Origin of the sequence: Diplocloster modestus (genome assembly GCF_019042245.1) — a bacterium.
Lineage (GTDB): Bacteria > Bacillota > Clostridia > Lachnospirales > Lachnospiraceae > Diplocloster > Diplocloster modestus.
This window is the reverse complement of the sequence record NZ_JAHQCX010000012.1, coordinates 27,863-51,040: the sequence shown is the minus strand read 5'-3', so window position 1 is coordinate 51,040 and position 23,178 is coordinate 27,863. Positions and strand designations below refer to the sequence as shown.

22 protein-coding genes are annotated in these 23,178 nt (G+C 48.0%); 3 read left to right on the top strand and 19 right to left on the bottom strand.

The genetic code is table 11. The annotated features are described in order from the left end of the window. Positions 1 to 201 precede the first annotated feature (201 nt). The 6 genes from KTH90_RS16390 to KTH90_RS16365 all read right to left on the bottom strand — a co-directional run bounded on the left by KTH90_RS16390 (position 202) and on the right by KTH90_RS16365 (position 6,669). Entirely contained in the window at positions 202 to 1,713 is a 1,512-nt protein-coding gene (locus KTH90_RS16390; protein WP_158351373.1) for a CoA-acylating methylmalonate-semialdehyde dehydrogenase, read from the bottom strand. An 18-nt stretch (positions 1,714 to 1,731) separates the two neighbouring features. Continuing rightward, positions 1,732 to 2,772, bottom strand: coding sequence for a zinc-dependent alcohol dehydrogenase (locus KTH90_RS16385; protein WP_238727061.1), 1,041 nt, complete (start codon positions 2,770 to 2,772; stop codon positions 1,732 to 1,734). 60 nt (positions 2,773 to 2,832) lie between these two features. Next, a complete protein-coding gene (locus KTH90_RS16380) occupies positions 2,833 to 4,209 on the bottom strand; it encodes an ABC transporter substrate-binding protein (protein WP_158351371.1) in 1,377 nt (458 codons plus the stop codon). 68 nt (positions 4,210 to 4,277) lie between these two features. Then, complete coding sequence (locus KTH90_RS16375) at positions 4,278 to 5,108, bottom strand: carbohydrate ABC transporter permease (protein WP_158351370.1); 831 nt, start codon at positions 5,106 to 5,108, stop codon at positions 4,278 to 4,280. Positions 5,109 to 5,110: 2 nt separating this feature from the next. After that, on the bottom strand, positions 5,111 to 5,788 hold the full coding sequence (locus tag KTH90_RS16370; RefSeq protein ID WP_158351369.1) for an orotidine 5'-phosphate decarboxylase / HUMPS family protein: 678 nt from the start codon (positions 5,786 to 5,788) through the stop codon (positions 5,111 to 5,113). 17 nt (positions 5,789 to 5,805) lie between these two features. Continuing rightward, positions 5,806 to 6,669, bottom strand: coding sequence for a carbohydrate ABC transporter permease (locus tag KTH90_RS16365; RefSeq protein WP_238727060.1), 864 nt, complete (start codon positions 6,667 to 6,669; stop codon positions 5,806 to 5,808). Between the two features lie 276 nt (positions 6,670 to 6,945). On the opposite strand from KTH90_RS16365, the gene KTH90_RS16360 reads away from it, so the two are divergent. Together KTH90_RS16360 and KTH90_RS16355 are read left to right on the top strand one after the other, a co-directional pair. Further along, positions 6,946 to 8,730 (top strand): sensor histidine kinase, encoded by a 1,785-nt coding sequence (locus KTH90_RS16360; RefSeq protein ID WP_158351367.1) that lies wholly within the window; start codon positions 6,946 to 6,948, stop codon positions 8,728 to 8,730. Positions 8,731 to 8,762: 32 nt separating this feature from the next. Next, positions 8,763 to 10,313, top strand: a complete 1,551-nt coding sequence (locus KTH90_RS16355; protein WP_158351366.1) for a response regulator transcription factor — start codon at positions 8,763 to 8,765, stop codon at positions 10,311 to 10,313. Positions 10,314 to 10,358: 45 nt separating this feature from the next. On the opposite strand, the gene KTH90_RS16350 is transcribed toward KTH90_RS16355, so the two are convergent. The 10 genes from KTH90_RS16350 to KTH90_RS16305 all read right to left on the bottom strand — a co-directional run bounded on the left by KTH90_RS16350 (position 10,359) and on the right by KTH90_RS16305 (position 18,368). Further along, on the bottom strand, positions 10,359 to 10,667 hold the full coding sequence (locus KTH90_RS16350; RefSeq protein WP_158348606.1) for an FtsB family cell division protein: 309 nt from the start codon (positions 10,665 to 10,667) through the stop codon (positions 10,359 to 10,361). Between the two features lie 29 nt (positions 10,668 to 10,696). Continuing rightward, entirely contained in the window at positions 10,697 to 11,185 is a 489-nt protein-coding gene (gene yabQ / locus KTH90_RS16345; RefSeq protein ID WP_158351365.1) for a spore cortex biosynthesis protein YabQ, read from the bottom strand. A 6-nt stretch (positions 11,186 to 11,191) separates the two neighbouring features. Further along, on the bottom strand, positions 11,192 to 11,509 hold the full coding sequence (gene yabP, locus KTH90_RS16340) for a sporulation protein YabP (protein WP_275061423.1): 318 nt from the start codon (positions 11,507 to 11,509) through the stop codon (positions 11,192 to 11,194). An 88-nt stretch (positions 11,510 to 11,597) separates the two neighbouring features. Further along, positions 11,598 to 11,837 (bottom strand): RNA-binding S4 domain-containing protein, encoded by a 240-nt coding sequence (locus KTH90_RS16335; RefSeq protein ID WP_158348603.1) that lies wholly within the window; start codon positions 11,835 to 11,837, stop codon positions 11,598 to 11,600. A 684-nt stretch (positions 11,838 to 12,521) separates the two neighbouring features. Further along, complete coding sequence (locus tag KTH90_RS16330) at positions 12,522 to 12,797, bottom strand: HU family DNA-binding protein (RefSeq protein ID WP_158348602.1); 276 nt, start codon at positions 12,795 to 12,797, stop codon at positions 12,522 to 12,524. A gap of 91 nt (positions 12,798 to 12,888) precedes the next feature. After that, positions 12,889 to 13,320, bottom strand: a complete 432-nt coding sequence (locus tag KTH90_RS16325; protein WP_158355661.1) for a MazG family protein — start codon at positions 13,318 to 13,320, stop codon at positions 12,889 to 12,891. A gap of 86 nt (positions 13,321 to 13,406) precedes the next feature. Next, positions 13,407 to 15,143: a phospho-sugar mutase gene (locus KTH90_RS16320; RefSeq protein WP_158355660.1), complete on the bottom strand. Its 1,737-nt coding sequence runs from the start codon at positions 15,141 to 15,143 to the stop codon at positions 13,407 to 13,409. Between the two features lie 155 nt (positions 15,144 to 15,298). Further along, positions 15,299 to 16,294: a CotS family spore coat protein gene (locus tag KTH90_RS16315; RefSeq protein WP_158355659.1), complete on the bottom strand. Its 996-nt coding sequence runs from the start codon at positions 16,292 to 16,294 to the stop codon at positions 15,299 to 15,301. A 155-nt stretch (positions 16,295 to 16,449) separates the two neighbouring features. Next, positions 16,450 to 17,892: a DUF4367 domain-containing protein gene (locus KTH90_RS16310; protein WP_158355658.1), complete on the bottom strand. Its 1,443-nt coding sequence runs from the start codon at positions 17,890 to 17,892 to the stop codon at positions 16,450 to 16,452. Further along, complete coding sequence (locus KTH90_RS16305) at positions 17,892 to 18,368, bottom strand: RNA polymerase sigma factor (RefSeq protein WP_158355657.1); 477 nt, start codon at positions 18,366 to 18,368, stop codon at positions 17,892 to 17,894. The genes KTH90_RS16310 and KTH90_RS16305 overlap by 1 nt, the downstream gene beginning before the upstream one ends. A gap of 89 nt (positions 18,369 to 18,457) precedes the next feature. On the opposite strand from KTH90_RS16305, the gene KTH90_RS16300 reads away from it, so the two are divergent. After that, positions 18,458 to 18,685, top strand: a complete 228-nt coding sequence (locus KTH90_RS16300) for a hypothetical protein (RefSeq protein ID WP_238727059.1) — start codon at positions 18,458 to 18,460, stop codon at positions 18,683 to 18,685. A 198-nt stretch (positions 18,686 to 18,883) separates the two neighbouring features. Here the strand turns inward: KTH90_RS16300 and KTH90_RS16295 are convergent, their stop codons facing one another. From KTH90_RS16295 to KTH90_RS16285, 3 genes are all read right to left on the bottom strand, one after another. After that, entirely contained in the window at positions 18,884 to 20,218 is a 1,335-nt protein-coding gene (locus KTH90_RS16295; RefSeq protein ID WP_158355656.1) for a CCA tRNA nucleotidyltransferase, read from the bottom strand. Between the two features lie 25 nt (positions 20,219 to 20,243). Further along, on the bottom strand, positions 20,244 to 21,680 hold the full coding sequence (gene proS / locus KTH90_RS16290) for a proline--tRNA ligase (RefSeq protein WP_158355655.1): 1,437 nt from the start codon (positions 21,678 to 21,680) through the stop codon (positions 20,244 to 20,246). 132 nt (positions 21,681 to 21,812) lie between these two features. Continuing rightward, the gene (locus KTH90_RS16285; RefSeq protein ID WP_158355654.1) at positions 21,813 to 23,168 is read right to left on the bottom strand and encodes an ABC transporter substrate-binding protein; all 1,356 of its coding nucleotides are present in this window, start codon (positions 23,166 to 23,168) and stop codon (positions 21,813 to 21,815) included. Positions 23,169 to 23,178: the final 10 nt, after the last annotated feature.

The following is a 23,178-nucleotide window of genomic DNA, read 5'->3' as shown; positions in this document are numbered from 1 at the left end:
GATTTTCAAAAACTTTTAGACAAATATTTTCGGTTTTGCCTGACAAAGTCGGATGGAGGGAGCTCATTCTTTTTAAGAGAATAAAACCGCGTTCCGGTACCTGAAGTTTCCGTTCGGACAGAAAAAACCGCTGCAGCTTCGCTGTTCAACCAGCGGTACTGCAACGGCTTTTATCCTGCCCTGTAAAATGTTCAAATGAATTTAAATCGTCCCGTCCCATGTTGATACTGTATGTGCTTTCTTTTCTTCTTCATCAAACCAATGGGTCGTCACAACTTTTCGTTCCGTAAAAAAACGGTAGCCATCTTTTCCTAAGGTGTGTAAATCTCCGAAAAACGATTCTTTATGCCCGTTGAAGGGGAACATTCCGATCGGAACAGGAATGCCCACGTTGACGCCTACCATGCCTCCGTCCGTATGACGTGTGAATTCCCTCGCATAGTACCCGTTTTGGGTAAAAATCACGGAGCCGTTCGCAAATGGATTGTTATTCATAAGCGCCAGACCCTCTTCGAAATTCTTCACTCGTTTGATGCATAGCACCGGTCCGAAAATTTCACAGTCTCCGACCGTCATATCCGGGGTTACATGGTCAAATATGGTAGGGCCTATATAAAATCCCTTTTCATATCCCTTCACCGCGGTATTCCTGCCGTCCAGTATAAGGGAGGCACCCTCTTCGATCCCCTTTTGAATCCACCCCAGAACAGATTCCTTATGTTTTCCGTTGATCACCGGTCCCAACTGGGTCGTTTTATCATAAGCCGGACCTACTTTGAGCGCTTGCGCCTTTTTGACAATCTCTGCCGCCAGCTCATCCGCAATACTCTCCAGCGCCACAACAACGGGAAGAGCCATACAGCGTTCCCCCGCGCATCCGAATGCTGCGTTGATAATTCCGGCCGCGGTGCGCTCGATGGGCGCATCCTCCATGACCAGCGCATGATTTTTAGCCTCACACAGAGCCTGAACCCGTTTTCCGTTGGCAGCTGCCTCCGTGTATATGTGTTTGCCCACCGAAGTGGAGCCTACAAAAGAAATTCCTTTGATATCCGGATGCTTCAAAAAGATCTCCGCTTCCCGCCTGGAACACGTCACGATATTCATTACTCCGTCCGGAAGGCCCGCCTCTTTATACAGCTGCGCAATCCGCAAGCTGGTCTGGGGGGTAAAGGTCGCCGCTTTCATGACAATGGTATTTCCGCAGGCGATACAGATCGGTGCCATCCATCCCATGGGGATCATGGCCGGGAAGTTAAACGGGATAATGCCCGCAAACACACCCAGCGGAAAGCGGTAAGAAACTGTGTCATAACCGGACGACGCATCCATCAGACTCTCACCCATTAAAAGGGAAGGCGCTGATATGGCCTGCTCCGTACCCTCGATTGCTTTCAGAACATCTCCCTGGGCCTCACTCCAGCACTTTCCGTTTTCCCTGGCCACAGACATAGTCAGTTCATCCATGTGTTCATAGAGAAGGTCCCGAAGCCTGTATAATATCTGGACGCGTTTCTTCACCGGGATAGCGGCCCAGGCCGGGAAAGCGTCTTTCGCAGACCGGATGGCTTCCTCCACTTCTGCTTCGGTACAGCAGGGAACTTTTGCTATGATGTCTCCTGTACTGGGATCATAAGCTTCGGTATAAATATCTGTTTTTGATTCTTTGAACTTTCCATTCACAAAGTATCCGATCTTATTATATGTATCCATGTATGTTTCTCCTGTTTCTCATCTATCATTCGGATGAATAATCACTTTAATGGCATCCTGGTCTTTGTCTAGGAGCAGATCGAAGGCTTCTTTTATCTGTTCCAGAGGGAAGGTTTGGGTAACTAATTTATCGGCCTGAAGATCCCCCTGCCGCAACGTTTCCATCACCATCCCGCATTCGGCCACAAAACCGGTTGATCCGATCAGTTCGATCTCCCGGAATATCAAATCACTCAGAGGAATGTTGCCATAAGCCCCCACATATCCCAAAGCTACTACTTTTCCTTTCTTTTTCACTGACTGCACGGTGAGATCATACGTTGCATCCAGTCCTGCCGCTTCGACGCCGACATCCACGCCTCTATTACCCGTATAGCTTCTGATCTTTCTGAGCGCGTCTTCCTCACTGGTGTTAACCACAACGTCCGCGCCTAATTCTTTGGCTCTGTCAAGTTTAAACCCGGAGATATCTGCCGCTATTACTTGGGACGCCCCGGCCTTTTTGGCCAGCTGTACAATTCCAAGCCCGATAGTGCCGCATCCCATCACCAATATGCTGTCCCCGATCTTAAGGCCACTGCGCCGGATGACATGCATGGAATTACCAAGCGGGTCCAACATACATCCCGCATCGTAGCTGACCTCGTCCGGCAGCATGACCAGCTGTTTTTCATACACATGGATATATTGGCACATCGCTCCATCCTGGAACCCATTTTTCGAGGAACCGATCATTCTTGTATGATCGCACAGATGGAAATTTCCGGTTCTGCACTGTTCACACTCCTGGCAATAGATCTGCGGGTTAATCGCCACACGCTGCCCTTCTTTGACTTTCGTCACGCCTTTTCCGGTTCTGACCACGACACCGGCCGCCTCATGCCCCATGATAATACCGGGCTTTCTTCTTTCTATTCCGACTCCCATATAAGGATGCAGGTCCGACCCGCATATACCTGACGCCATTACTTTCACCAGGACCTGGTCTTCCGGTGTATCCGGAATCTCCCGTTCTACTATCTCGAACTTATATGGTTCTTTAAAAACCGCACATTTCATACCCATATCCTCCCTGTAAACCGCCGGGGCATCCGTTATAAGATAACCCCGGCCGGATAATTATTCCAATATCCGTTCGATCTCTGCCTCCGCTTCCTGCATAGCGGGCTCTACCTCCATCTGATCCGACAGGGCTTTCGACAGGGCGATCCCTATCGTTTCCCGAATCTGGGTCCCTTCTGCAATGGACGGAGTATACTCCGAATAGGCCCTTGACAGCGCGTCCTCAAATGCCGTTGCCCACTCCCCGTTAAAGTTATCCTTGAATGCCGGAGAATTCAGAGTGGAAGAACGGGTGAACGCGTTTCTGTTCCCTGCTTCTATTTCCTTCTGATAAAACTCTTTGCTTGTGCTCCATTTCATGAATTCCCATGCGGCCTCTTTGTGCTGCGCATTCTTCGGCATGACCCATCCCCAGGTAACACATACGGTCTTGGAATCATTTCCCTCATCCAATGCCACATATCCCACATCTCCCGCGACACTGCACTGCTCGGGATCTTCATACATAACCGAATACACGCTGGCATCTAAAAACATCGCGGCCTTTCCCTGTTTGAACGCCGTGGAACACTCTTCAAATCCATATGTACTGATTCCTGGAGTACTGTAATTCTTTAACATATTTACCCAATTGTTGGCTGCGGTAATGGCTTCCGGGCTGGCCGCCACTTCATAGTCAGGGTATCCTTGCATATGCCAGGTCCCTCCCTGCGCCAGGAAGAAGAAAAGCCAGGAATAACTGTTGGCATTGCCTTCCCGGGACGCCCGGTACACGATTCCATATTGATCTTTTTCCGGTTTATGCAATAATTTCGCGTATTCCTCTACCTCGGCAAATGTTTTGGGCGGTTCTGTAATGCCCGCTTCTTCGAACATAGCTTTATTATAGTAAAGGATATTGGTCTCACTGAAATACGGCAGGCCATACACCTTTCCATCCTGAGAAGACAATGCGGTACGCGCGCCTTCAATATGATCCATATAGTCATAATCTTCACCGGTCCATGCCGGATCATTCAGATATTCGTCAAGAGGCTGGCACCAGTCTCCTGATACGATCTGCCCGATCGTTTTATTACTGGCCGCGATCACATCATAATCACTGCCTTCGGAAGATAAGACCAGCTGCATTTTTGGCACCTGAGCGCTTTCCTGTAAGATCTCCAGATTCACTTTGATATTATGTTCCGCTTCAAAATCTTTCACAAAGAGTTCCAGATCCCGGAAGTTGTCATTATCCATCACTAACACGGATATGGTTTCTGGTTCTTCCGTCTCATTGTTTTCTGCGGTTTGCTGCAAAGCCGCCTCTTCCTGTCTGTCCTCTCCCGGGTTCTCCTTGTTCTCGCCTGCGCAGCCGGTCAGCATTGCCATAGAAAGTAATATTCCCGTAAGCAGCACAGAGATCAATCTTTGCATCCTCTTTCTCTTCATAATTTTCCCCTTTCTTAGAAATCACTTTGTCTGTAAGCCAACGCCATCTCCTTGTTACAAAAGGTGTTTCATTTGATGGAACCAACCGTAAGCCCCTGTACCAGTCCTTTCTGGGCAAATACAGATATGAGCAGTATGGGCAGTGTTACCAGCAGACCTGCCGCCGTTATATTCCCCCATTGTACGCCGTCATAGGCCACAAAGGACTGAACCAGGATTGGCGCTGTTATGGTTCTCCTGCCGGTTAGAATCAACGCATACAAATATTCATTCCAGGACATGATAAATGTAAAAATTATACATGTTACAATCCCCGGTTTTACAATCGGTATACTGACTGAGACCATCGTTCGGACAATGCCGCATCCGTCTATTCTGGAGCTTTCTTCTATTTCCATGGGGACCCCTTTAAAGAAGCCCATCATCAGCCAGGTAACAAAAGGAACCGTAATCGTAAGATTCGCGATAATCAGACCCGTATAAGTATCCAGCAAACCCGCTGTCCGGTACATATTATAAAGCGGTAGTACAAAAAGTATCGGAGGCACCATCCGGATGATGATGATCCATGCGCCCATGGCATGCCCCCACCCGGTCTGTATTCTCGCCAACGCGAATCCGGCCGTAATCCCAAGATAGATGGATACCACGGAAGTCCCGGACGCGACGATCAGGCTGTTCAGGTAACCCTTCATAAAAGAGGCCGTATGTATAACATGGACAAAGTTCTCCAGTGTAGGTTTGAAAACCATAACCGGCGGAATTGCCGAAACCAGCGCTGATGGTTTAAAAGAAGATACCATTAACCACAGCATGGGCAGCAGGCAGATAAGCACGATTACCGCCGTAACCAGATTCATGCTTGCACCGCATATCATACGTTGTCTCTTCTTTGTCATATTCAGCCGCTTTCCCCTAATCTATGGACTTTGTCGATGAATTCCTTTAATTGTTCCCTGTTATCAGGCGCACTCAGCATTGGCTCTCCCATTGCGACCCAGGACGCTCCCAGCTTAATGGCCTTCTCCGCTGATTCGTAATCGTATACTGCAACGCCTACCGGTATTTCCACATGAGATACGATATCTTGTAACCCGGTCGTCGCGGTCTTTAAGGCACCGTGTTTTTGCTCGTCTATTCCCAGATGTAAAAATAAATAATCCACGCCCAACGCTTCCAGTTCGATCGCTCTGGAAAGCAGCTTGTCATTCGGCACGGAGAACAGATCCCCCACGACTCCGATACCGCATTCCCTGCCGGCCCTGACGGCTTCTTTTATGCTTCCGTCATTGCATACGCCAAGCACTACCGCTATCTTTCCTTTTTGTTCCGCTGCAACCTTAAAATATTTGTATACACCGTCCTGCGCCTTATAGTCCACGAAAACCGGAATATCACCGGCAATTTCCGTTATCTTACCGGTAACATAGACGGAACCGTAATAGATCAGGGGCGTACCCACTTCGATCCAATCCGCGCCGATCTCCACTGCCATTTTGGCATATTCACATGCCAAATCCACATCCGTTACGTCCATTGCAATCTGAACCCAGGGTTTCTTCATTTCTACCATTTTCATTTTGAATCTCCTCCCATTTAATACGTCTCTGACGTCTGGATTTTGTACAGTATCACACCGCTGAATAAAATAATCAGGAGAAGTGCGAATACTGCCGTAGCTGAACCATAACCAATATCTAGATAATTAAACGAATGAATATATGCGTGCAGATTCAATGTCTCCGTTGCAATGCCCGGCCCTCCGCTGGTCATAATATAGATACTGTCAAACCGTTTAAAGGCATCCATAAGCCGGAACAGGATGGCAAACCACATAACCGGTTTTAATAATGGCAGTGTGATACGGAAAAAAATGCCAATTGGGCTTGCTCCATCCACCCTGGCGGCCTCATAGACATCCATAGGCAATGACTGAATCCCCGCCAGTATGATGATGGTTGCAAATGGAGTCGACAGCCAGACATCACTTAAAATAACCATGGGCATGGCGGTTGAGGCTTCTCCAAGCCAGTTAGGACCCGATATCCCGAACAGCGATAACAAATAATTAATCATACCCAGTTCCGGATTCAAAAGTAATCTCCATACCATACCTACCACTACCGGCGTTGTCATCATAGGCAGCATATACAGGGAACGGAATATTTTCTGCCCTCTCATCTTTCTTGAAAACAGCAAGGCTAAAACGGTACCCAAAAGCACCTGAAAAAATAAAGTTCCAAAAACCTGAACTGCAGTATTCTTCAGAACCGCCCAAAATGTTTCGCTTTGCAGCATCATACTATAATTGCCGAGCCCTATAAATTTTTTCCCCGTCGGATTGGCCAGATTCCAGGAGAATAAGCTGCTGTATATACTATAGGCAATCGGCCCGATCGAAAGCAGAAACAGAGCCAGGAAGGATGGAAGAAGCAGTAAATAATATCCCTTTTTTTTCAATGATTCACCCCCTCTCATATCAATTTACCAGGATGCAATCTTGAAACGAATATATAAACATGTTATACTATTCGCAATTACATATAAACTCCATTTTTTGGTAAATTGGATAGTTATTTTGTTTGATGACTTAATTTTATTGTATTTAAACACAAATAAATAGTAGATTTGCACCAGTTTATATTCACTATTTCACAAACCCTTCTGCAATTTCATTTCATCACATTGTAATTATTGAAATGTTTTGTAAAAAACTTAATAAACGGGTGAATTCCAATGAAAAAAAGATTAAAAACATTCCTTTATTCCATGTCATTTCAAAAACGTCTATTGCTGCTCTCTATTCTGTTGCTCATTATTCCTACCTCTATTATGTCTGTCTTACTTTTCATCAATATACGAGACAGTACATTTGAAATCACAAATAACGCATCCCAGCAGACCCTGGCCATGATTAAAGAAAACTTTTCAAAAGTGATTGACAACTCCACATTAAGCCTCCAATTCATACTATCCGATAAATCCCTGAAGACAACCGTGATGTCCTATAACAAAAACGAGACTCCAGACATCCGGGTTTTGTCTGACAGTGAGAAGGTGCTTCGAAACTTACAGTTAATCAATTCCGTCCGGTCTCTCCAAATTTTCGTTTTTCCATCACATGGGGATGAGACTCTGACGACGGAGACCAGTGAAGCGGTGCTTATTACAAATATCCTGAAAGAGAAGTCCGAACATATTCTGCAGGAACGGATCTTAAATAGCCGGGAGCTGATTACATTGACCCCTGCAGATTCTCAGATTGAACGTAATTATCTGGTACTTTCCTCCATCATGTATGATTTTACCGCTACCGATCATATCGGCGTCGCGTTTATCCTGATTGACGTGGAGCAGTTGTGCCGAATGTATTTTTCTTCCGTAAACACGGAAACCATTTATTCGCTGTTGTCCGCCGACGGTGATGTCCTGTATTCTTCCCAGGATTCTGATTTAACCTACGAGGGACTGGATTTCCACAAACCGATTGACGGTCTGCAGTTGAATTCAAATAAAAAAATCTATCTGTTGAACACCCATGAATTGGAATTTGGAGATCTGATTATAGCCCAGGCCACCCCTTACCATATCGTAACTCAAAAATTAAGAGAGCAGATTCTGGATTCCGCCCTCATACTTTTTATTCCTCTCGCGCTTTTTATTTGGATCCTGTTGATCATGATCCGGCAGATTACGAATCCCCTGATAAAACTGACCCATTTAATGGATACGTACCGGGCCGGGAATAGGGAAGTTTATTTTCATACCCAGTATAATGATGAAATCGCTCTCCTGGGAAACACCTTTAACCAGATGGTAAAAACACAAAATGAATTGATGAATCAGATAAAAATAGAGGAACACGAAAAAAATGAACTTCAGTTAGAAGTTTTAATGTCCCAGATAAATCCGCATTTTCTTCTTAACACAATTAACTCCATGCAGGTACTGGCTAATTTAAACGGAGTGGAGAGTATCAGTCAGATGGCTGGTTCCCTCTGTCATCTGCTGGATTTTTCACTCTATACCAAGGAGGAGATTATTACGCTGTCAGATGAACTTTCCATCGTGGAGGATTATGTGAAAATACAGCAATTCCGTTTTGGCGCCGATGTGAAGTTCATCTATCAGATTGCTCCTGAGACAACCCAATTGCAGGTACCCAAAATGATTATCCAGCCTTTGGTTGAAAATAGTCTGGAACATGCATTTGACTGGAATGATAAGGAAAAACAAATCACGATCCGTTCTCAGCTTTATGAGGACACTTTTACTATTTCCGTCTCAGACAGCGGCAACCGGTTCTCCCATGAAAAATTCCAGGCTATCCTGCACGATCAGAGTCAAAAGGGAAAGTTCAACGGCATTGGATTGAGAAATGTACATGAAAGAATAAAACTTAACTTTGGAAGTCCATATGGGTTAACCTATGACAGTCTGTCTGAGTGTACTACGATCAATATTAATCTACCGCCTGTCAGAAACCAGGCTTCTGCCGACCTGGGTGCCATGTACGATTAAGGCTGGAGGTAACAAGAAGGGGGAAATGGATTATGAATATTTTAATTGTGGATGATGAAGTGCTGTCCCGCGTCGGATTGCGGCACTCTTTTAGCTGGGATGCGCATGGATATACAATCGTTGGCGAAGCGGCCAACGGAAAAGAAGCACTGGAGAAAATCACCGAGCTAAATCCGGATATTATAATTACGGATATTAAGATGCCCCAGATGGACGGTCTGGAGCTTATACAAACCGTCTCCCACCTGTATCCTCAGATCATTTGCATTGTGTTAAGCTGCCACAATGACTTTGATTATGTTAAAATAGCCCTTCAAAACGGCGCAATCGACTATTTGCTGAAATATTCCCTGAATTCGGAGGATATTCTGAAGGTACTGAATAAGGCGAACTCCAGCATCAGAAAAAATGACTTGCAAAAACAGGATGAAATTATCACAAAGATCCTTCATTCCCGCAAGAACACGCCGGAATTCCAACAGCTACTGGCAAATAATATCCAGATCACGCAGTCGGAAGGGAGTTCGTGCTGGATTCTTGTGAAAGCAGGAGCGGAGCCATCCAACAGCCAGTTTCCGCTGCTTATCAATCCTCAAATGCTGCAGGAAGTTCTGTACCGCTTTTTATCGCCTTTAGGGAAGATGAGGATTTTCTCACTATCACTGGACAGTTTTTCTATTTTTCTTAAAACGCCGGCGCATACAGAAACAGATCTGTTATCGGTTTGTCAAGACCTGCTAAATTGGCTGAAGGAGAACCTCCCTTACCGGTTCTCCATAGGAATCTGCCGCCAGGCTCCCGATATACTCACTCTGTTTTATCGGGCAGAAACGGCCTGTTCCTTTGGATTTTATTGTACTGATAACAGTGCGCATCTTTATAACCAGGATTTAATCACCCGTGAGAAGCTGTTTAACCATATGGAGCGGAAAGAATTAGCCAGACTATCGGCAGAAAAAAACATCGCAGAAATAGAAAGTTTGGTACAGGACCGTATCCTGGAGATCGTGGCAGAGGAAGCGATGGTTCCTCAGGTTCTGGTTACTGATATGAATGAGACTTTACAATTGGTCACGAATATACTGATCAGCCAGGAACTAACAAAGTCCGAGCTGGCTTCTCTGCATGCGGTTCTCAAGACTGTTACGTCGGAGAATATGACCGGGGTTACCGTATTTCAAGGCGCCGTGGATACATTTTTTCAACAGCTATATGTTCTGTTCGCGGCAGAAGATCCTTCGTTCTTTCACAAGAATATAAATGAATTTAAAAGGATGTTTGCTTCCGATGTAAGCCTTCAGGTATCACTGAATGATCTTGCCCGCTTTATGAACGTCAGTAAGAATTATGCAAGCAGCCTGTTTAAAAAATATACCGGATGTAATTTCCATGAATATATCTCTCAGGAACGCATGGAAAAAGCCAAACACCTGCTGGTAACTTCTTCTCTGAGCATTACAGATATCGCATGTGCTGTGGGCTATTCCAATTATACCCACTTTAGCACGCAATTCAAGAAGAATATGACGCTTACGCCAAGGGAATACAGAATGAAATTCCGGGATTCTGATATGCCCTCCTGATCCGTGTTTGGCTTTTTAATCGTTGTGGTTATTGATTTGGGATATTTACTTACTATCCTCCGGCTTGAAGATGATCTCATCGTCATAGACCAGCCCCAGCTTGTCCTTGGCCACCTCTTCAATGTACTTTTTAGTATTCACGTATTTCTTCAAGTCTTCTATCTCTTTTGTTCTTTGCTTTTCTTCATCTATCTGTGCGTTGAGCTTATCGGTGCGTTCCTGGTATGTTCCGCTTTTTGCCCGCAGGTTCATACTGTTCGCATTGACCACTACGACGAGGGCCAGAACGACTACCGCAACGATTCTCATTCCGATTTTGTTTTGATTTCTTCTTTTCTTTCTTCTCCTGGCCATAAGCTTACCTCGCTGTCTGAAAACCCTGATTAATGTCTGCGTATTACCATTTTAACTTCTTTGCCCAGTTTTTTCAATCGTTTCCCAAAAAACTTTCGAAGTTTTTTCAGACGATTTCCGACATGCTTAACCGGCCTGGCCGCAGTCCTTCCCATCCAGCGCAGCGGACGCAGAAGAAAGCCTATGATTTTCAATATGGTGCGAACAATAAAGTTTAACGCCGCTGAGATGTATTTCACAAAAAATGGGCTGATGCTGATGTTATAGAGAAGCATTCCCAGTACAATGGCAGCTATGGAGAACCCCCGGATGATTCCGTCGTTTTCCGTATAGAGCATCTTGAAAATCAGCAGACCGCTCATGACCCAGAAACACAGATCCTCAAAAGCGGTAAAAATCACTCCGTGTTTCACCACCCGCCGAAAGATCCTCAGCACATCGTAAATAAATACGATAAAAACTCCCGACATAACGCAGTTCAAGAAAAAACGGGTTTCCCGCATGATATCCTGACTCATAGGCGCCTACTTGAACAGTCTTCCGAGCAGGGATTCACCTTTGTTTGCATAACCGCTGACATCGGAATAGGTCAGGCTGTCGATCTGCCCCTCGATATCAACCTCCCCTTTTTCCAGCGTCAGCCTGTTCACGTGCAGATCGTTCCCCTTAATCATAAGCATACCCTGGTCTGTCTCTAACAAAATTTCCTTAATATCAAAGGACAGCACGTCCGAAACACCACTAATGGTTCCCGATTTGCGGTTGTTTAAGATCACCTTGTGAGCTCTCTGCGTTTGTCTTTCTTCCACGATAGGACCCCCTTTTTTTATAGAGATTCGCATGCGAAACTCTCCGCCAGCGGCGGACCGCGTAAGCGGCAAATTCATCTTTCGTAAATTCTATGAAAGGGGACGTCCATTTATAACCGGATTATAAATATTTAAACAACTCGCCGGCCTCGTCTTTTTTCACTGTTTCCTGTACATCCAGAACTTCTACCTTCACATTCCTGGTTCCGAACTGGATCTCTATGATGTCTCCCGCCTTAATATCCACACTGGCCTTTGCCACTTTCCCATTCACACTGACCCTTCCCGCGTCACAGGCTTCATTAGCCACGGTTCTGCGCTTGATCAGTCTGGAAACCTTCAGATATTTATCTAATCTCATGTCAATTTCTCCTATCTAATATTAATTAATCCAAATCGCTCTTATACCATACCACATAACATACCTTCCCATCAACTCCCCGCGCAGTCCTGTTCCAATCCAGGTTGCAAATAAGACTCCAAGTCACTTAATCGGCATTCGAGACCGAGCTGCTCCGATAAAAGGGAATCTAGCAGGGCCTGGAACGGCGCTTCCTCGGGGGTGGGGGTATCCCGCTGCTTGAGGGATGGGAACGCGGACGATATCCGGGGAGGCTTCCGGCGGACGGGGGCTTTGGTGGCTCCTTGGGAGCGCGGAGGGCTTGCGCTGGTATCCGTTAAGTGGAATCGGAAAGCCGGGTTCAGGAACCGAGCCTATTCACCAGGAACACATGAGGTGTTCCCGGTTCAGAGGCTCTTGCCCGTCGGACGTGAAGTCCGCCGGTCATCCTGAACCCGGCTTTCCGATTCCACTAAACGGATACTCAGCCGCCCTATGCGCTCCCAAGGAGCCACCAAAGCCCCCGTCCGCCGGAAGCCTCCCCGGATATCGTCCGCGTTCCCATCCCCCAAGCAGCGGGATACCCCCACCCCCGAGGAAGCGCCGTTCCAGGCCCTGCCAGATTCCTGCCCCCTTCCCCAAAAAAGGGGCTGTCCACACTTTCGTGTGACAGCCCTAATCAGTTCAGATCCTGAGGTAACAGAATTATGCGTTTACAGCATCTTTTAAAGCTTTTCCAGCTTTGAATTTCGGCATTTTGGAAGCCGGGATAGTCATAGCCTCGCCACTGCGGGGATTACGTCCTTCTCTGGCTGCTCTTTCAGCAACTTCGAAAGTTCCGAAGCCTACTAACTGAACTTTTCCGCCTTTTACTAATTCTTCCGATACAACATCGATAAACGCTTTCACAGCTTTTTCTGCATCTTTTTTGGATAATCCTGTTTTGTCGGCCATAGCCGCTACTAAATCTTGTCTGCTCATGGATGAACTCCTCCTCTGATTTCTTACTGCAATAGTAGTATTAAAGCTATAAACACTTCAAAATTAGTTATAACTGTTTCCGCCCTATTTGTCAAGGAATTTCGTGATGTTTTGCCGCTTTTGCGGCCTTTTCTGCTTTCTTTATCTCTTCCCAGTTTAAAAGGACCTCTGCGGATGTGCCGGCATGTCCATTACCAAATACGTGCGGATGCCTTCTTATCATTTTCCGGGATATCTCGTTGATGACATCATCGATGGTAAACCGGCCTTCTTCTTCTGCGATCTGGCTGTGCATCAGAACCTGTAACAGCACATCCCCCAGTTCCTCACACAGGTTCTCGTCATCCTTATTGTCTATGGCCTGCAGCACTTCTTCACATTCTTCCGTCAGACATGGCTTCAGACTCTCGTGGGTCTGCTCCCGGTCCCAGGGGCAGCCGTTCTCGGATCGCAGATGCCGGATGATATCCACCAGTTCCACAAATGAGTAATTATTCTCCATCGCTTCCATCATACCTCTCATGGATAACCGCTTTCGTGCCAATGCTGTTCATCACGGCCATCCCGCTTTCCTCCAGCATGTATTCTTCTATATCCGGCGCTTCAGTTCTACAGCATGCATTCTACCATGGCCAGCACTTCTTTACCGAGAGCTTCTGACTTTTGTTCAGCGTCTTCCATGGAGCTGCCTTTGATGCCGTAGTAGAATTTGACCTTGGGTTCCGTGCCGGACGGGCGGACACATACCCACGCATCGCCCTCCAGATCATAGTAAAGGACGTTGGAGGCGGGCAATCCCGTGCCGGTAACTTCTCCGGTTTCCATGTTCTTCACTGTGTCCAGCTTATAGTCCCTGGCGGACAGTACCTTGTATCCGCCGATGGCAGCCGGGATCTCTTTGCGCAGATTTTCCATGATCTCCTGGATTTTCGCCAGTCCCTCGATACCCTTGAGGGTAATGGACTTGACGTCATCTTTGTAATAGCCGTATTTCTCATACATATCAATCATGGCATCCCACAGGGTCTTGCCCTTCGTCTTGTAGTAGGCGGCTGCCTCACACAGAGCCATGGTGGCGACGATAGCGTCCTTGTCTCTGGCATGGGTGCCGATCAGGCAGCCGTAGCTTTCCTCAAAGCCGAAGAGATAGGTTCCTTTTCCACTGTTCTCAAATCCCAGGATCTGCTGGCCGATGAATTTGAATCCGGTCAGCACCTCGATCAGGCGGATGTTGTAATAATTTGCAATCGCGTCTGCCATGTTGCTGGTAACGATCGTCTTGATCAGAGCGCCGTCCTCGGGAAGGCTTCCGTTTTGCTCCCTGCGCTGGCCGATCTCGTATTCTGCCAGCAGGCAGCCGGACATATTTCCGGTAAGTGTGATGTATTCCCCTGTTTTGGTATCTTTTACATAGACACCCAGACGGTCCGCGTCCGGATCGGTAGCCAGGACCAGATCGGCATCCAGCTTCGCCGCCAGATCCAGAGCCAGCTTAAATGCCGCTTTGTCTTCCGGATTCGGGTAGCTGACCGTGGGGAATTCTCCATCGGGCAGTTCCTGCTCCGGTACCACGTAGACATTTTCAAAGCCCAGCTCTTTTAACACTCTTCTGGCCGGGATATTGCCTGTCCCGTGAAGGGGGGTGTAGACGATCTTCAGATCCTTCTGCGCTGCTTTGATCGCTTCCGGATGAATGACCTGCTTTTTCAGCTCTTCGATATAGGGGTCGTCCACCTCTTTTCCGATGACCTGATAGAGTCCGGCTGCCTGGGCGGCATCCTTGTCCATGGTCTGCACCGTGTTATAGTCGGTCACTTTCTTCACTTCCGCCATGATTCCAGTGTCGTGGGGCGGGGTGATCTGGGCGCCGTCTTCCCAGTATACCTTATAACCGTTATATTCCGGCGGATTATGGCTGGCCGTGATGTTGATTCCCGCGATGCAGCCCAGCTTCCTGACCGCATAGGATAATTCCGGGGTGGGACGCAGGGATTCGAATATGTATGCCTTTATGCCATTAGCCGCCAGACACAGAGCAGCTTCCTGGGCAAATTCCGGGGACATCCTCCTGGAGTCATAAGCAATTGCCACACCCTTGTCCCGGGCACCGATACCGTTGATGTAGTTGGCCAGTCCCTGGGTGGTTTTACGCACCGTATAGATATTCATACGATTGGTTCCGGCTCCGATTACCCCGCGAAGTCCGGCTGTTCCGAACTCCAGATCGGTATAAAACCTCTCCTTAATCTCATTTTCATCGTCAGCAATACTCTTGAGTTCTTCTTTCGTAGCTTCGTCAAAATAAGGATTTGCAAGCCACTCCTGATACAATTCCTTGTAATCCATAGTAGAACCTCCTTTATTATCTCTTACTCCGCCTGCACTGTCCGCAGGAGTATATAGAAAGGTGCCATCGAAGGTTCTGGCTCATCGATGGCACTTCCCTGCTAGAGACATTATATAATAAAAAAGAAAAAAAAGAAACTCTTTCATAGTGAAACTCAGGAAAATAGTTCCTGCAAAAACCGCTCCCGTTCGACATTCTGGCGGACCAGAATTTCTAACTTCTCCGTATTTTTATCCGGTATCCACGCCTTGTTTCCATTATAATAATGATTGGCCACCTTCCAGAATTTCTCCGGATAGGAAAGCCGCAGCCGCAGATTCTGAAGCTCGCTTTTGTCCGTTGTCCGCACCTTCACATACTGATCCACCATCTTACTTCCAAGAGCGGCATCCCAGTCATGCTTCTCCAGGATCTTCCTCATGAAATGGTAAAGGTCGCTGATCTGGAGATCTACACAGCATTTATCAAAATTGGTCACGATCACGCCATCCCGGCAGTAAACCAGATTATGATGGTTAAATTCCCCGTGGCAGACCCTGCCCTCATTTAAGGCGTTCTTCCACAGCTTCTCATACTCAGAGTTCTTTATCTGATCCAGAATCTCCTCTCCCTGCTCATAGAATTCCTGATAATGATTCAGATAACACAGCTCAAACTGGGACTTTCTTCTCTTGCTGCGGATAAAGTTCCGGACCTTTTTCAGCTCCTTGTTATGCCGGTCGTATTCCAGGATCAGATTTTCCGCGCACAGCCTGTTCTGTTCTTCCGGGCTTAAAGTCTTAAAATCTTCAAACTTCATATACTTATGTAGGGCGGCCAGCTTCTTCACCGCAGCCAGAATGTCCTGCTCACTCTTGGTGTCGCACTCCCGGCCCTCAAACCATTTTTTAACGATATAGGGGGTTTCATCACGATCTAAGGATATGAGTTCTCCATCTTTATTTTCGACCAGGGTATCCGCCGAAAAGCCTTCCGTTTCCAGGTTTTTTAACATCTGCTGCTGGTATCCCAGCTTAAACCTGGACCCCTGAAATTCTTTCAAAAGCTTATTTCCCTGATCTGTCTCACAAATGAGGGCCCCTCTTCCCCTGCGAGTCGTGAAAATCTGTAAATCATATTGTTCTAAAACGCTAAGGCCCCTGTCATTCACATTCCATCCCCCCGTTGTTTTCCTTCTAAGGTGTTCTTTCTATTCTATGAAAGGGCGGGGGAAAGTATGCAGGCTAACAAAGGGAGAATGATGGGCTGACCCCATATTCTCCCTTTTGTCTTACTCCGCTATATGATTATATTTGGTGCCTTGTGTTATTGCCGGATATCTACCAGGCCCAAGTTAAGACTGGTGTCTGAGAATTCATAGGTGCCGCCGTAGGTGTCCAGGTTCAGATAGAGCAGATCCAGTTCGTCTTCGTTTACCACGTATGCTATATGGACGGTTGCGGTCTCACCAGGTTTTATGCTGCTGATATAGTTTTTGTTTTCTGATCCGCCCAGGACGTCATGATAGGGCATTTCCAGATGCTGCAGCTGGCTGGTTCCGGAGCTTATGTCCCATTGGTCACCATCCTTGGGGGTCTCACCCTGGTAGATGGCGTAGTTATCTGTATTTTCCTGTATTTTCATCAGGCTGCCGAAATACAGGACGTCATTTAGCTCGGTATTACCGGTATTTTGGTATTCTATGGCTGCATATACCAGTTTTTGAGGGACTTCCCGGGTTTTTATGATTTCGTCCAGGGAATCTACGCCATTGCCGGTTTTGATATAGTTGATTGTGTTGGGAAGCAACTTCCCGTTGGCGTCTACGGCATCGTTGAATGCGCTGTCCATGTAGGCCGGATCGAGAAGGCTTACGTCGTCTGCTATCTGTACATCTGTTACTTTTATCTTCAGATTGGCCGCTAATTCAGGATCCGGGATCTCTAAAGGAGAGAATGAATCACCTATTTTGTGGACGTTCTCCATTTTTTCTTTGGGCACGGTGAGGCACATCCCTGATTCATCTGATCCGCTTAATTCTTCGTCCTCTTTCACAGAGGCGGCATAGTCGCTCCATGCAAGAGCGGGAGTGCTGTCATTTCCATCTTCGGCCGGGGTCAGACGGATCCCTTCCGCTATCTTTAAGGCCTCTTCCCTGGTCACATCCTCACCTACATACATCTGGACGACGTGATGGACTTCCGGGAAGGAGAGGTAGATTCTCTGGTTAAAATAGATACTGCCGTCGTTTCCTTTCTGCATTTCCAGGTAAACACCGTCATGACCTCCGGCCATGATATTCTCGCTGTTCAGGACACCCGTATCCAGCACCCGGAATGCCTCGTCACCCTGGTCCATACGGTACAGGACTATGCTGATACCGCCTATATGGGGAGTATCGGAGTAGCTGTATTTTCCATCTTCGGTCTGTATCATTCCTTCGGGTATATAGCCGACTTCCATAGTTACAGAAGGTATTTCTAGAGGAGTTGACTGGTCCTTAATTCCCGCTTCAGCTCCTTCTGCCTTCTGTATCCTGGTCTCTACCGCATATTCTCCCGCTGCTTCCCTGTTCATCTGGTATAGCTTTACTCCCGCAAATACGGTGGTTCCCAGTACCATTACGGCTACTGCGGATACTGCTGCGATCTTAGCGGCCGAAAAATGGGGTTTTACGGTTTTTATCTGTTTTGCTACTTCCCGTTCTACCATAGCTTTCATGTCTGCCGGCATTTTGGGGAATTCCTGTTTCATGTCTTCTAATCTCATCACAGCGCCTCCTTAGCTTCTAACTCATTTTTTAATCGTGCTCTGGCTCTGGCCAATCGGTTTTTGACTGCACTTTCTGAGAGATCCAGCAGCTGCGCAATCTCACGGACGTTGTATCCGTCTACGTAATACAGGATGATAGTCAGTCTCGCGTCCCTGGGCAGCTGGCTGACCGCCTCGTACAGATCGGAATAATCCCTGGTCTGTTCCGCCGTTTCTTCCGGCATATAGCTTTCCAGCGAGACAATCCGTTTTTCTGTCCTCATAATTTTGTAGCATTCGTTGATCAGGATTCGGATCAGCCAGGTCCGGGCATAGGCATCTGATTTCAATCCGTGTAATTTTGTAAATGCTTTCACGATAGCTTCCTGTATGGCATCCGAGCAGTCCGCGTCGTTGCGCAGCAGCGTTCTCGCCACATGATACATGGTGTCCTCGGAAGCAATGATCAGCTCTCCTAATTGTTCCTTCTTCATGTTTGTCCTTCCTGCCGGCCGGCATTTCTTTTTGTTTCATAAGTTAGATGCACGAAGGGGGAATTTGGTCCCAATGGATTTTATTATTTTTGACTTTGATGGTCCGGGAAGAACCCGGGGAGCGGGATGGGGGACTCCTGTTTCGGGCGGTGGGGCGGGCTTCTGGCCTTTGGCGGGCGGAGGGCTGTTTGCTGGCAACTGCTAAGTGGAATCCGGCGGGCAGACTCAGGAACCGGTCCAATTCACCGGAAACGCAGGATGCGTTTCCAGTTCAGTGGACCTTGCCCGTCGGACGTGAAGTCCGCCGGGCATCCTGAGTCTGCCTGCCGGATTCCACTAAGCAGCTGCACAGCCGCCCTATGCCCGCCAAAGGCCGGAAGCCCGCCCCACCGCCCGAAACAGGAGTCCCCCATCCCGCTCCCCCGGGTTCTTCCCTGCATTGGCGAAGGCTGGGCAGTTAATGCGTAATATTTTACATGTTAATCTGATAAGTTTGTTCATTTTAGGTCGTATTTTTAGGACTTTATTATTTGAGCTGCCAGTTCCAGCAGTTTCTCTCTGTTGTTATACTCCGGATGGTCCAGTACAGTATTTAGAAGCTTGCGGAGGGTCTCACCGACCAGACGGCCCTGGGGGTACCCAAGAGCCAGCAGGTCTTTTCCGTCTACCGCCAGATCCTGAAGAATTACACACTGGTTTTTCGCCAGAACCGTTTCATATAAGCTGGTGATCTGGGCTAGTTTTTCCAGGCGGGCTTCGATAAGCGAAGGGTTCTGGGACAGGTAGTCGGCTTTCCTGACCTTGAGGAAACCGGGAAAATATGCCGGGCCGATCTGGTTCATGGCCCTGCGGACACTCCTTTCGTTGGGGGCCAGCTGATAGTCGTGGTATTTGACCAGATGGGTGACGGCATGTACCGTGTCGTTGTCAAAACGCAGACGGTTCAGGATCGTTCTGGCCATGCGCTCTCCCTGAACGGCATGTTTGTAAAAGTGATCCGTTCCGTCGGCATCCGTAGTTTTGGTTACCGGTTTGGCGGCATCGTGGAGCAGCATGGTGAGGCGGAGTACCTTATCCGCCGGAACCATTTGGATCGACTTCAGAAGATGTTCCCCTACATTATAAATATAGCTGGGATGATTCTGTATCGTTTTCATACAGCTGTCGAACTCGGGCAGGATCACGGCCGTAATTCCCATCTCATAAGCCTGCCTGAGAGTCTCCGGGTGGTCGGATACCAGCAGTTTGACCAGTTCGGTCTGGATTCGCTCCACACTGATGCAGACCAGGTTCGAAGCCATACTGCGTATCGCGCGGCAGGTGTCCTTCTCGATATGGAATCCAAGCTGGGCCGCGAAGCGGACCGCTCTTAAGATGCGCAGGGCATCTTCGGTAAAGCGTTCCGTGGGATCGCCTACACAGCGGATGGTTTTATTTCTAAGGTCGTCAAGACCGCCGAACAGGTCGATCAGGCCTGCTTCTTCATTGTAAGCCATGGCGTTGACCGTAAAGTCCCGGCGTTTCAGATCCTCTTCCAGTTTTTTGGTAAATTTCACTTCTTTGGGGTGGCGGCTGTCCTCGTATTCCCCGTCGATGCGGTATGTGGTCACCTCGAAGTTCTCTTTATTCAGACGCACAGTAACCGTACCGTGCTGTATGCCGGTATCTATGGTGCGTTCAAAGATCTGCTTCACCTGAAAAGGAGTCGCAGACGTGGTGATATCCCAGTCTCCCGGCTCCTTTCCCAAGATAGAATCCCGGACACAGCCGCCTACGGCAAAGGCCTCATGGCCCTGTGCCGCCAGTGTTTGCAAAATCGTGCTTACTTTTGCAGGCAGTTGTATCTTCATATTCAATTACTCCTATTACTTTACATTAATATGCTTTGCCCCAATATACCATGGTTTTGGCAGGCTTTCCGCAGCATACACAGGTATCGGCCACGTGTTCCTGCTCGAAAGGCATACATCTGGAGGTGGCGGTGGTCTCTTCCTTGATCTTCAGCTCACAGGCCTCATCCCCGCACCACATGGCTTTGACAAAGCCCGGTTTGTTTGCGATCAGTTCTTTGAATTCCTCATAGTTGGCCGCCTGATAGGTATGAGCATCCCGATGGGCTCTGGCACGCTTAAGCATCTCCTGCTGCATGGTCTCCTGAACCTGGGCAAGCTTTGCCTCGATCTCATCCAGGGATACTACGATCTTCTCTCTGGTATCCCTGCGGACGATTACCGCCTGGTTGACCTCCAGATCCTTCGGGCCGATCTCGATCCGGGTGGGGATCCCCCGCATCTCCTGCTCGCTGAATTTCCAGCCGGGACTCTTATCGGAATCATCCACCTTCACAGAGAAGGTCTTCGCAAGGCGGTCTCTCAACTCATAGGCCTTGTCCAAAACCCCTTCCTTGTGCTGCGCGATGGGCACGATCATAACCTGTACGGGAGCGATCCTGGGCGGCAGAACCAGACCGCTGTCATCCCCGTGTACCATGATGACGGCTCCGATGATTCTGGTGGACATTCCCCAGGATGTCTGATGGACATACTGGAGTTTATTATCCTTGTCCGTATACTGGATATCAAAGGCATGGGCAAATCCGTCGCCAAAGTTATGGCTGGTGCCGGACTGCAGCGCCTTACCGTCATGCATCAGAGCTTCGATAGTGTAGGTGGAGTGGGCGCCTGCGAATTTCTCTTTGTCTGTCTTCTTTCCTTTGATCATCGGGATCGCCAGTATCTGTTCGCAGAAATCCGCATATACATTCAGCATCTGGATGGTGCGTTCTTCCGCTTCTTCTTCGGTAGCGTGGGCCGTATGGCCTTCCTGCCACAGGAATTCCATGGAACGCAGGAACGGTCTGGTTGTCTTCTCCCAGCGCACTACCGAACACCACTGATTGTACAGCTTGGGAAGGTCCCGGTAGGACTGGATGATATTGGAATACATATCACAGAATAGGGTCTCGGAAGTGGGCCGGACACAGAGGCGTTCCTGGAGGGGTTCCATGCCTCCGTGGGTTACCCAGGCTACTTCCGGGGCAAATCCTTCTACGTGGTCTTTTTCCCGCTGCAGCAGGCTTTCCGGAATGAACAGCGGCATATATACATTCTCAACGCCGGTTTCTTTAAACCGCCGGTCTAATTCTTTCTGGATGTTTTCCCAGATGGCATAACCATTGGGGCGAAGGATCATACAGCCTTTCACATTGGAATATTCTATCAGTTCCGCTTTTTTTACTACATCGGTGTACCATTGCGCAAAATCTTCCTCCATGGAGGTGATGGCTTCCACCAGTTTCTTTTCTTTCGCCATGATCTTTTCTCCTTTATAAGTTCTCCTTCCTTTAATTATTACTATCCGCGGGGATTTGTCAAGTTCTTTGTGGAAAAAAGCGAAAGGGGACATGTCCATTTCCGTTTGGACATGTCCCCTTTCCGTAATGCGTTAGTTTCTAATGGATGCGAAATCATTATCCAGGCTTTCCGCCAGTCCGTCTACGTCCATCTTGTCTTCCATTGAATAATTCAAAATGGTTTCATAGAAGATCTGATAGTATTCGTCGGAGAACAGGGTCAGGCCTGAGCTGTTCCACACCTGCTCTGCGGGATAGGACTGGATATCCATGAGGCCGTCGGAGAAGCTTAGGTCAACCCCTTTCGCCGTGGAGATCTTGAAACCGTTGGTGGCATAGCTTTCACCGGAATCCTTGCCAAGCAGCCAGGTATAGAATTTCTTACCGGCTTCCAGTTTGTCCGTGTCCGTGCTGTTATACAGGCAGATTCCGTTACCAGGCCGCAGGATCATCACCGCGCCGCTGGGATCGTCGGTGGTGGGCATTGCAAATACTCTGACGTCACAGTCAGGATTTTTAGCTGTGATCCCGTCGATTGCCCAGGAACCATTGGCTACCATGGCCGCTTCACCTGTGGCTACCATATTCTGCGCGGTGTCCCAGTTGGTCCCGAAGGGATCTTCTCCCCAGTAGGGTTTGAAGCTGAAATAGTTTTTGATCGCTTCCTTGAATTTTTCATCATCCGCAAAATGGGAGGTCAGGTTCATTTTGTCGGTGAACCAGTCCGGGGTGCCGAAGACCGGGAAACCGGCCACATCCACGTATTCCTGAAGCCCCCAGAGTTCCTGCATGGGGGCAGCGAACGGCTGGACTCCGTTTTTGGTCAGGATCTCACAGATATCCTTCAATTCAGTCAATGTGGTCGGGACTTTCAGCTGGTATTTGTCAAAAATAGCTTTGTTGTAGAAGACCGCATAACCGTTCACATCCAGTGGAACCGCATACTGTCTGCCCTCAACCTGGCCGTCGGGAAGATAACTTTCATCGATATTTTCCAGCCCTTCTATCTCCGTAACGTCATATAGATGACCGGCCTTCGCATATTCTTCATAGTATACCTGACCGGCCAGGTCGAAGATCATCGGGGCGTCGTCAGACGCGATTTTCGTTTTCAGGGTCTGGTCATAGGTATTGTAGGGGACGGTTTCGACATTGATATGGATGTCCGGATTTTCCGCTTCGAAGGATTGGATCATGTCTTCGACCCATACTTTAATACCTTCTTCCTGAAAATGATGCAGCCAGGTAATTTCTACCGCTTTACCGGAGCCCGCTTTTTTACCGGAGCTTTCTTTATCTGCGTTTTCATTCCCTTCCCCGGTATTGATCTGATCCGGCGTATCGGATACCGAAGCGGTATTGTCTTCCTGTCCCCCGCTGCCGCAGCCGGTCATAAGCCCTGCCGTCAGGACCATTGTCAATAAAATCCCCATAATTCTTCTCTTCATGATATTTCCT

Coding starts and splice junctions, on each gene's coding strand:
- KTH90_RS16390 (WP_158351373.1), bottom strand. CDS start 1,713: ATGGATACATATAATAAGATCGGATACTTTGTGAATGGAAAGTTCAAA.
- KTH90_RS16385 (WP_238727061.1), bottom strand. CDS start 2,772: ATGAAATGTGCGGTTTTTAAAGAACCATATAAGTTCGAGATAGTAGAA.
- KTH90_RS16380 (WP_158351371.1), bottom strand. CDS start 4,209: ATGAAGAGAAAGAGGATGCAAAGATTGATCTCTGTGCTGCTTACGGGA.
- KTH90_RS16375 (WP_158351370.1), bottom strand. CDS start 5,108: ATGACAAAGAAGAGACAACGTATGATATGCGGTGCAAGCATGAATCTG.
- KTH90_RS16370 (WP_158351369.1), bottom strand. CDS start 5,788: ATGAAAATGGTAGAAATGAAGAAACCCTGGGTTCAGATTGCAATGGAC.
- KTH90_RS16360 (WP_158351367.1), top strand. CDS start 6,946: ATGAAAAAAAGATTAAAAACATTCCTTTATTCCATGTCATTTCAAAAA.
- KTH90_RS16355 (WP_158351366.1), top strand. CDS start 8,763: ATGAATATTTTAATTGTGGATGATGAAGTGCTGTCCCGCGTCGGATTG.
- KTH90_RS16350 (WP_158348606.1), bottom strand. CDS start 10,667: ATGGCCAGGAGAAGAAAGAAAAGAAGAAATCAAAACAAAATCGGAATG.
- yabQ (WP_158351365.1), bottom strand. CDS start 11,185: ATGAGTCAGGATATCATGCGGGAAACCCGTTTTTTCTTGAACTGCGTT.
- yabP (WP_275061423.1), bottom strand. CDS start 11,509: ATGCGAATCTCTATAAAAAAAGGGGGTCCTATCGTGGAAGAAAGACAA.
- KTH90_RS16335 (WP_158348603.1), bottom strand. CDS start 11,837: ATGAGATTAGATAAATATCTGAAGGTTTCCAGACTGATCAAGCGCAGA.
- KTH90_RS16330 (WP_158348602.1), bottom strand. CDS start 12,797: ATGAGCAGACAAGATTTAGTAGCGGCTATGGCCGACAAAACAGGATTA.
- KTH90_RS16325 (WP_158355661.1), bottom strand. CDS start 13,320: ATGAGAGGTATGATGGAAGCGATGGAGAATAATTACTCATTTGTGGAA.
- KTH90_RS16320 (WP_158355660.1), bottom strand. CDS start 15,143: ATGGATTACAAGGAATTGTATCAGGAGTGGCTTGCAAATCCTTATTTT.
- KTH90_RS16310 (WP_158355658.1), bottom strand. CDS start 17,892: ATGAGATTAGAAGACATGAAACAGGAATTCCCCAAAATGCCGGCAGAC.
- KTH90_RS16305 (WP_158355657.1), bottom strand. CDS start 18,368: ATGAAGAAGGAACAATTAGGAGAGCTGATCATTGCTTCCGAGGACACC.
- KTH90_RS16295 (WP_158355656.1), bottom strand. CDS start 20,218: ATGAAGATACAACTGCCTGCAAAAGTAAGCACGATTTTGCAAACACTG.
- proS (WP_158355655.1), bottom strand. CDS start 21,680: ATGGCGAAAGAAAAGAAACTGGTGGAAGCCATCACCTCCATGGAGGAA.
- KTH90_RS16285 (WP_158355654.1), bottom strand. CDS start 23,168: ATGAAGAGAAGAATTATGGGGATTTTATTGACAATGGTCCTGACGGCA.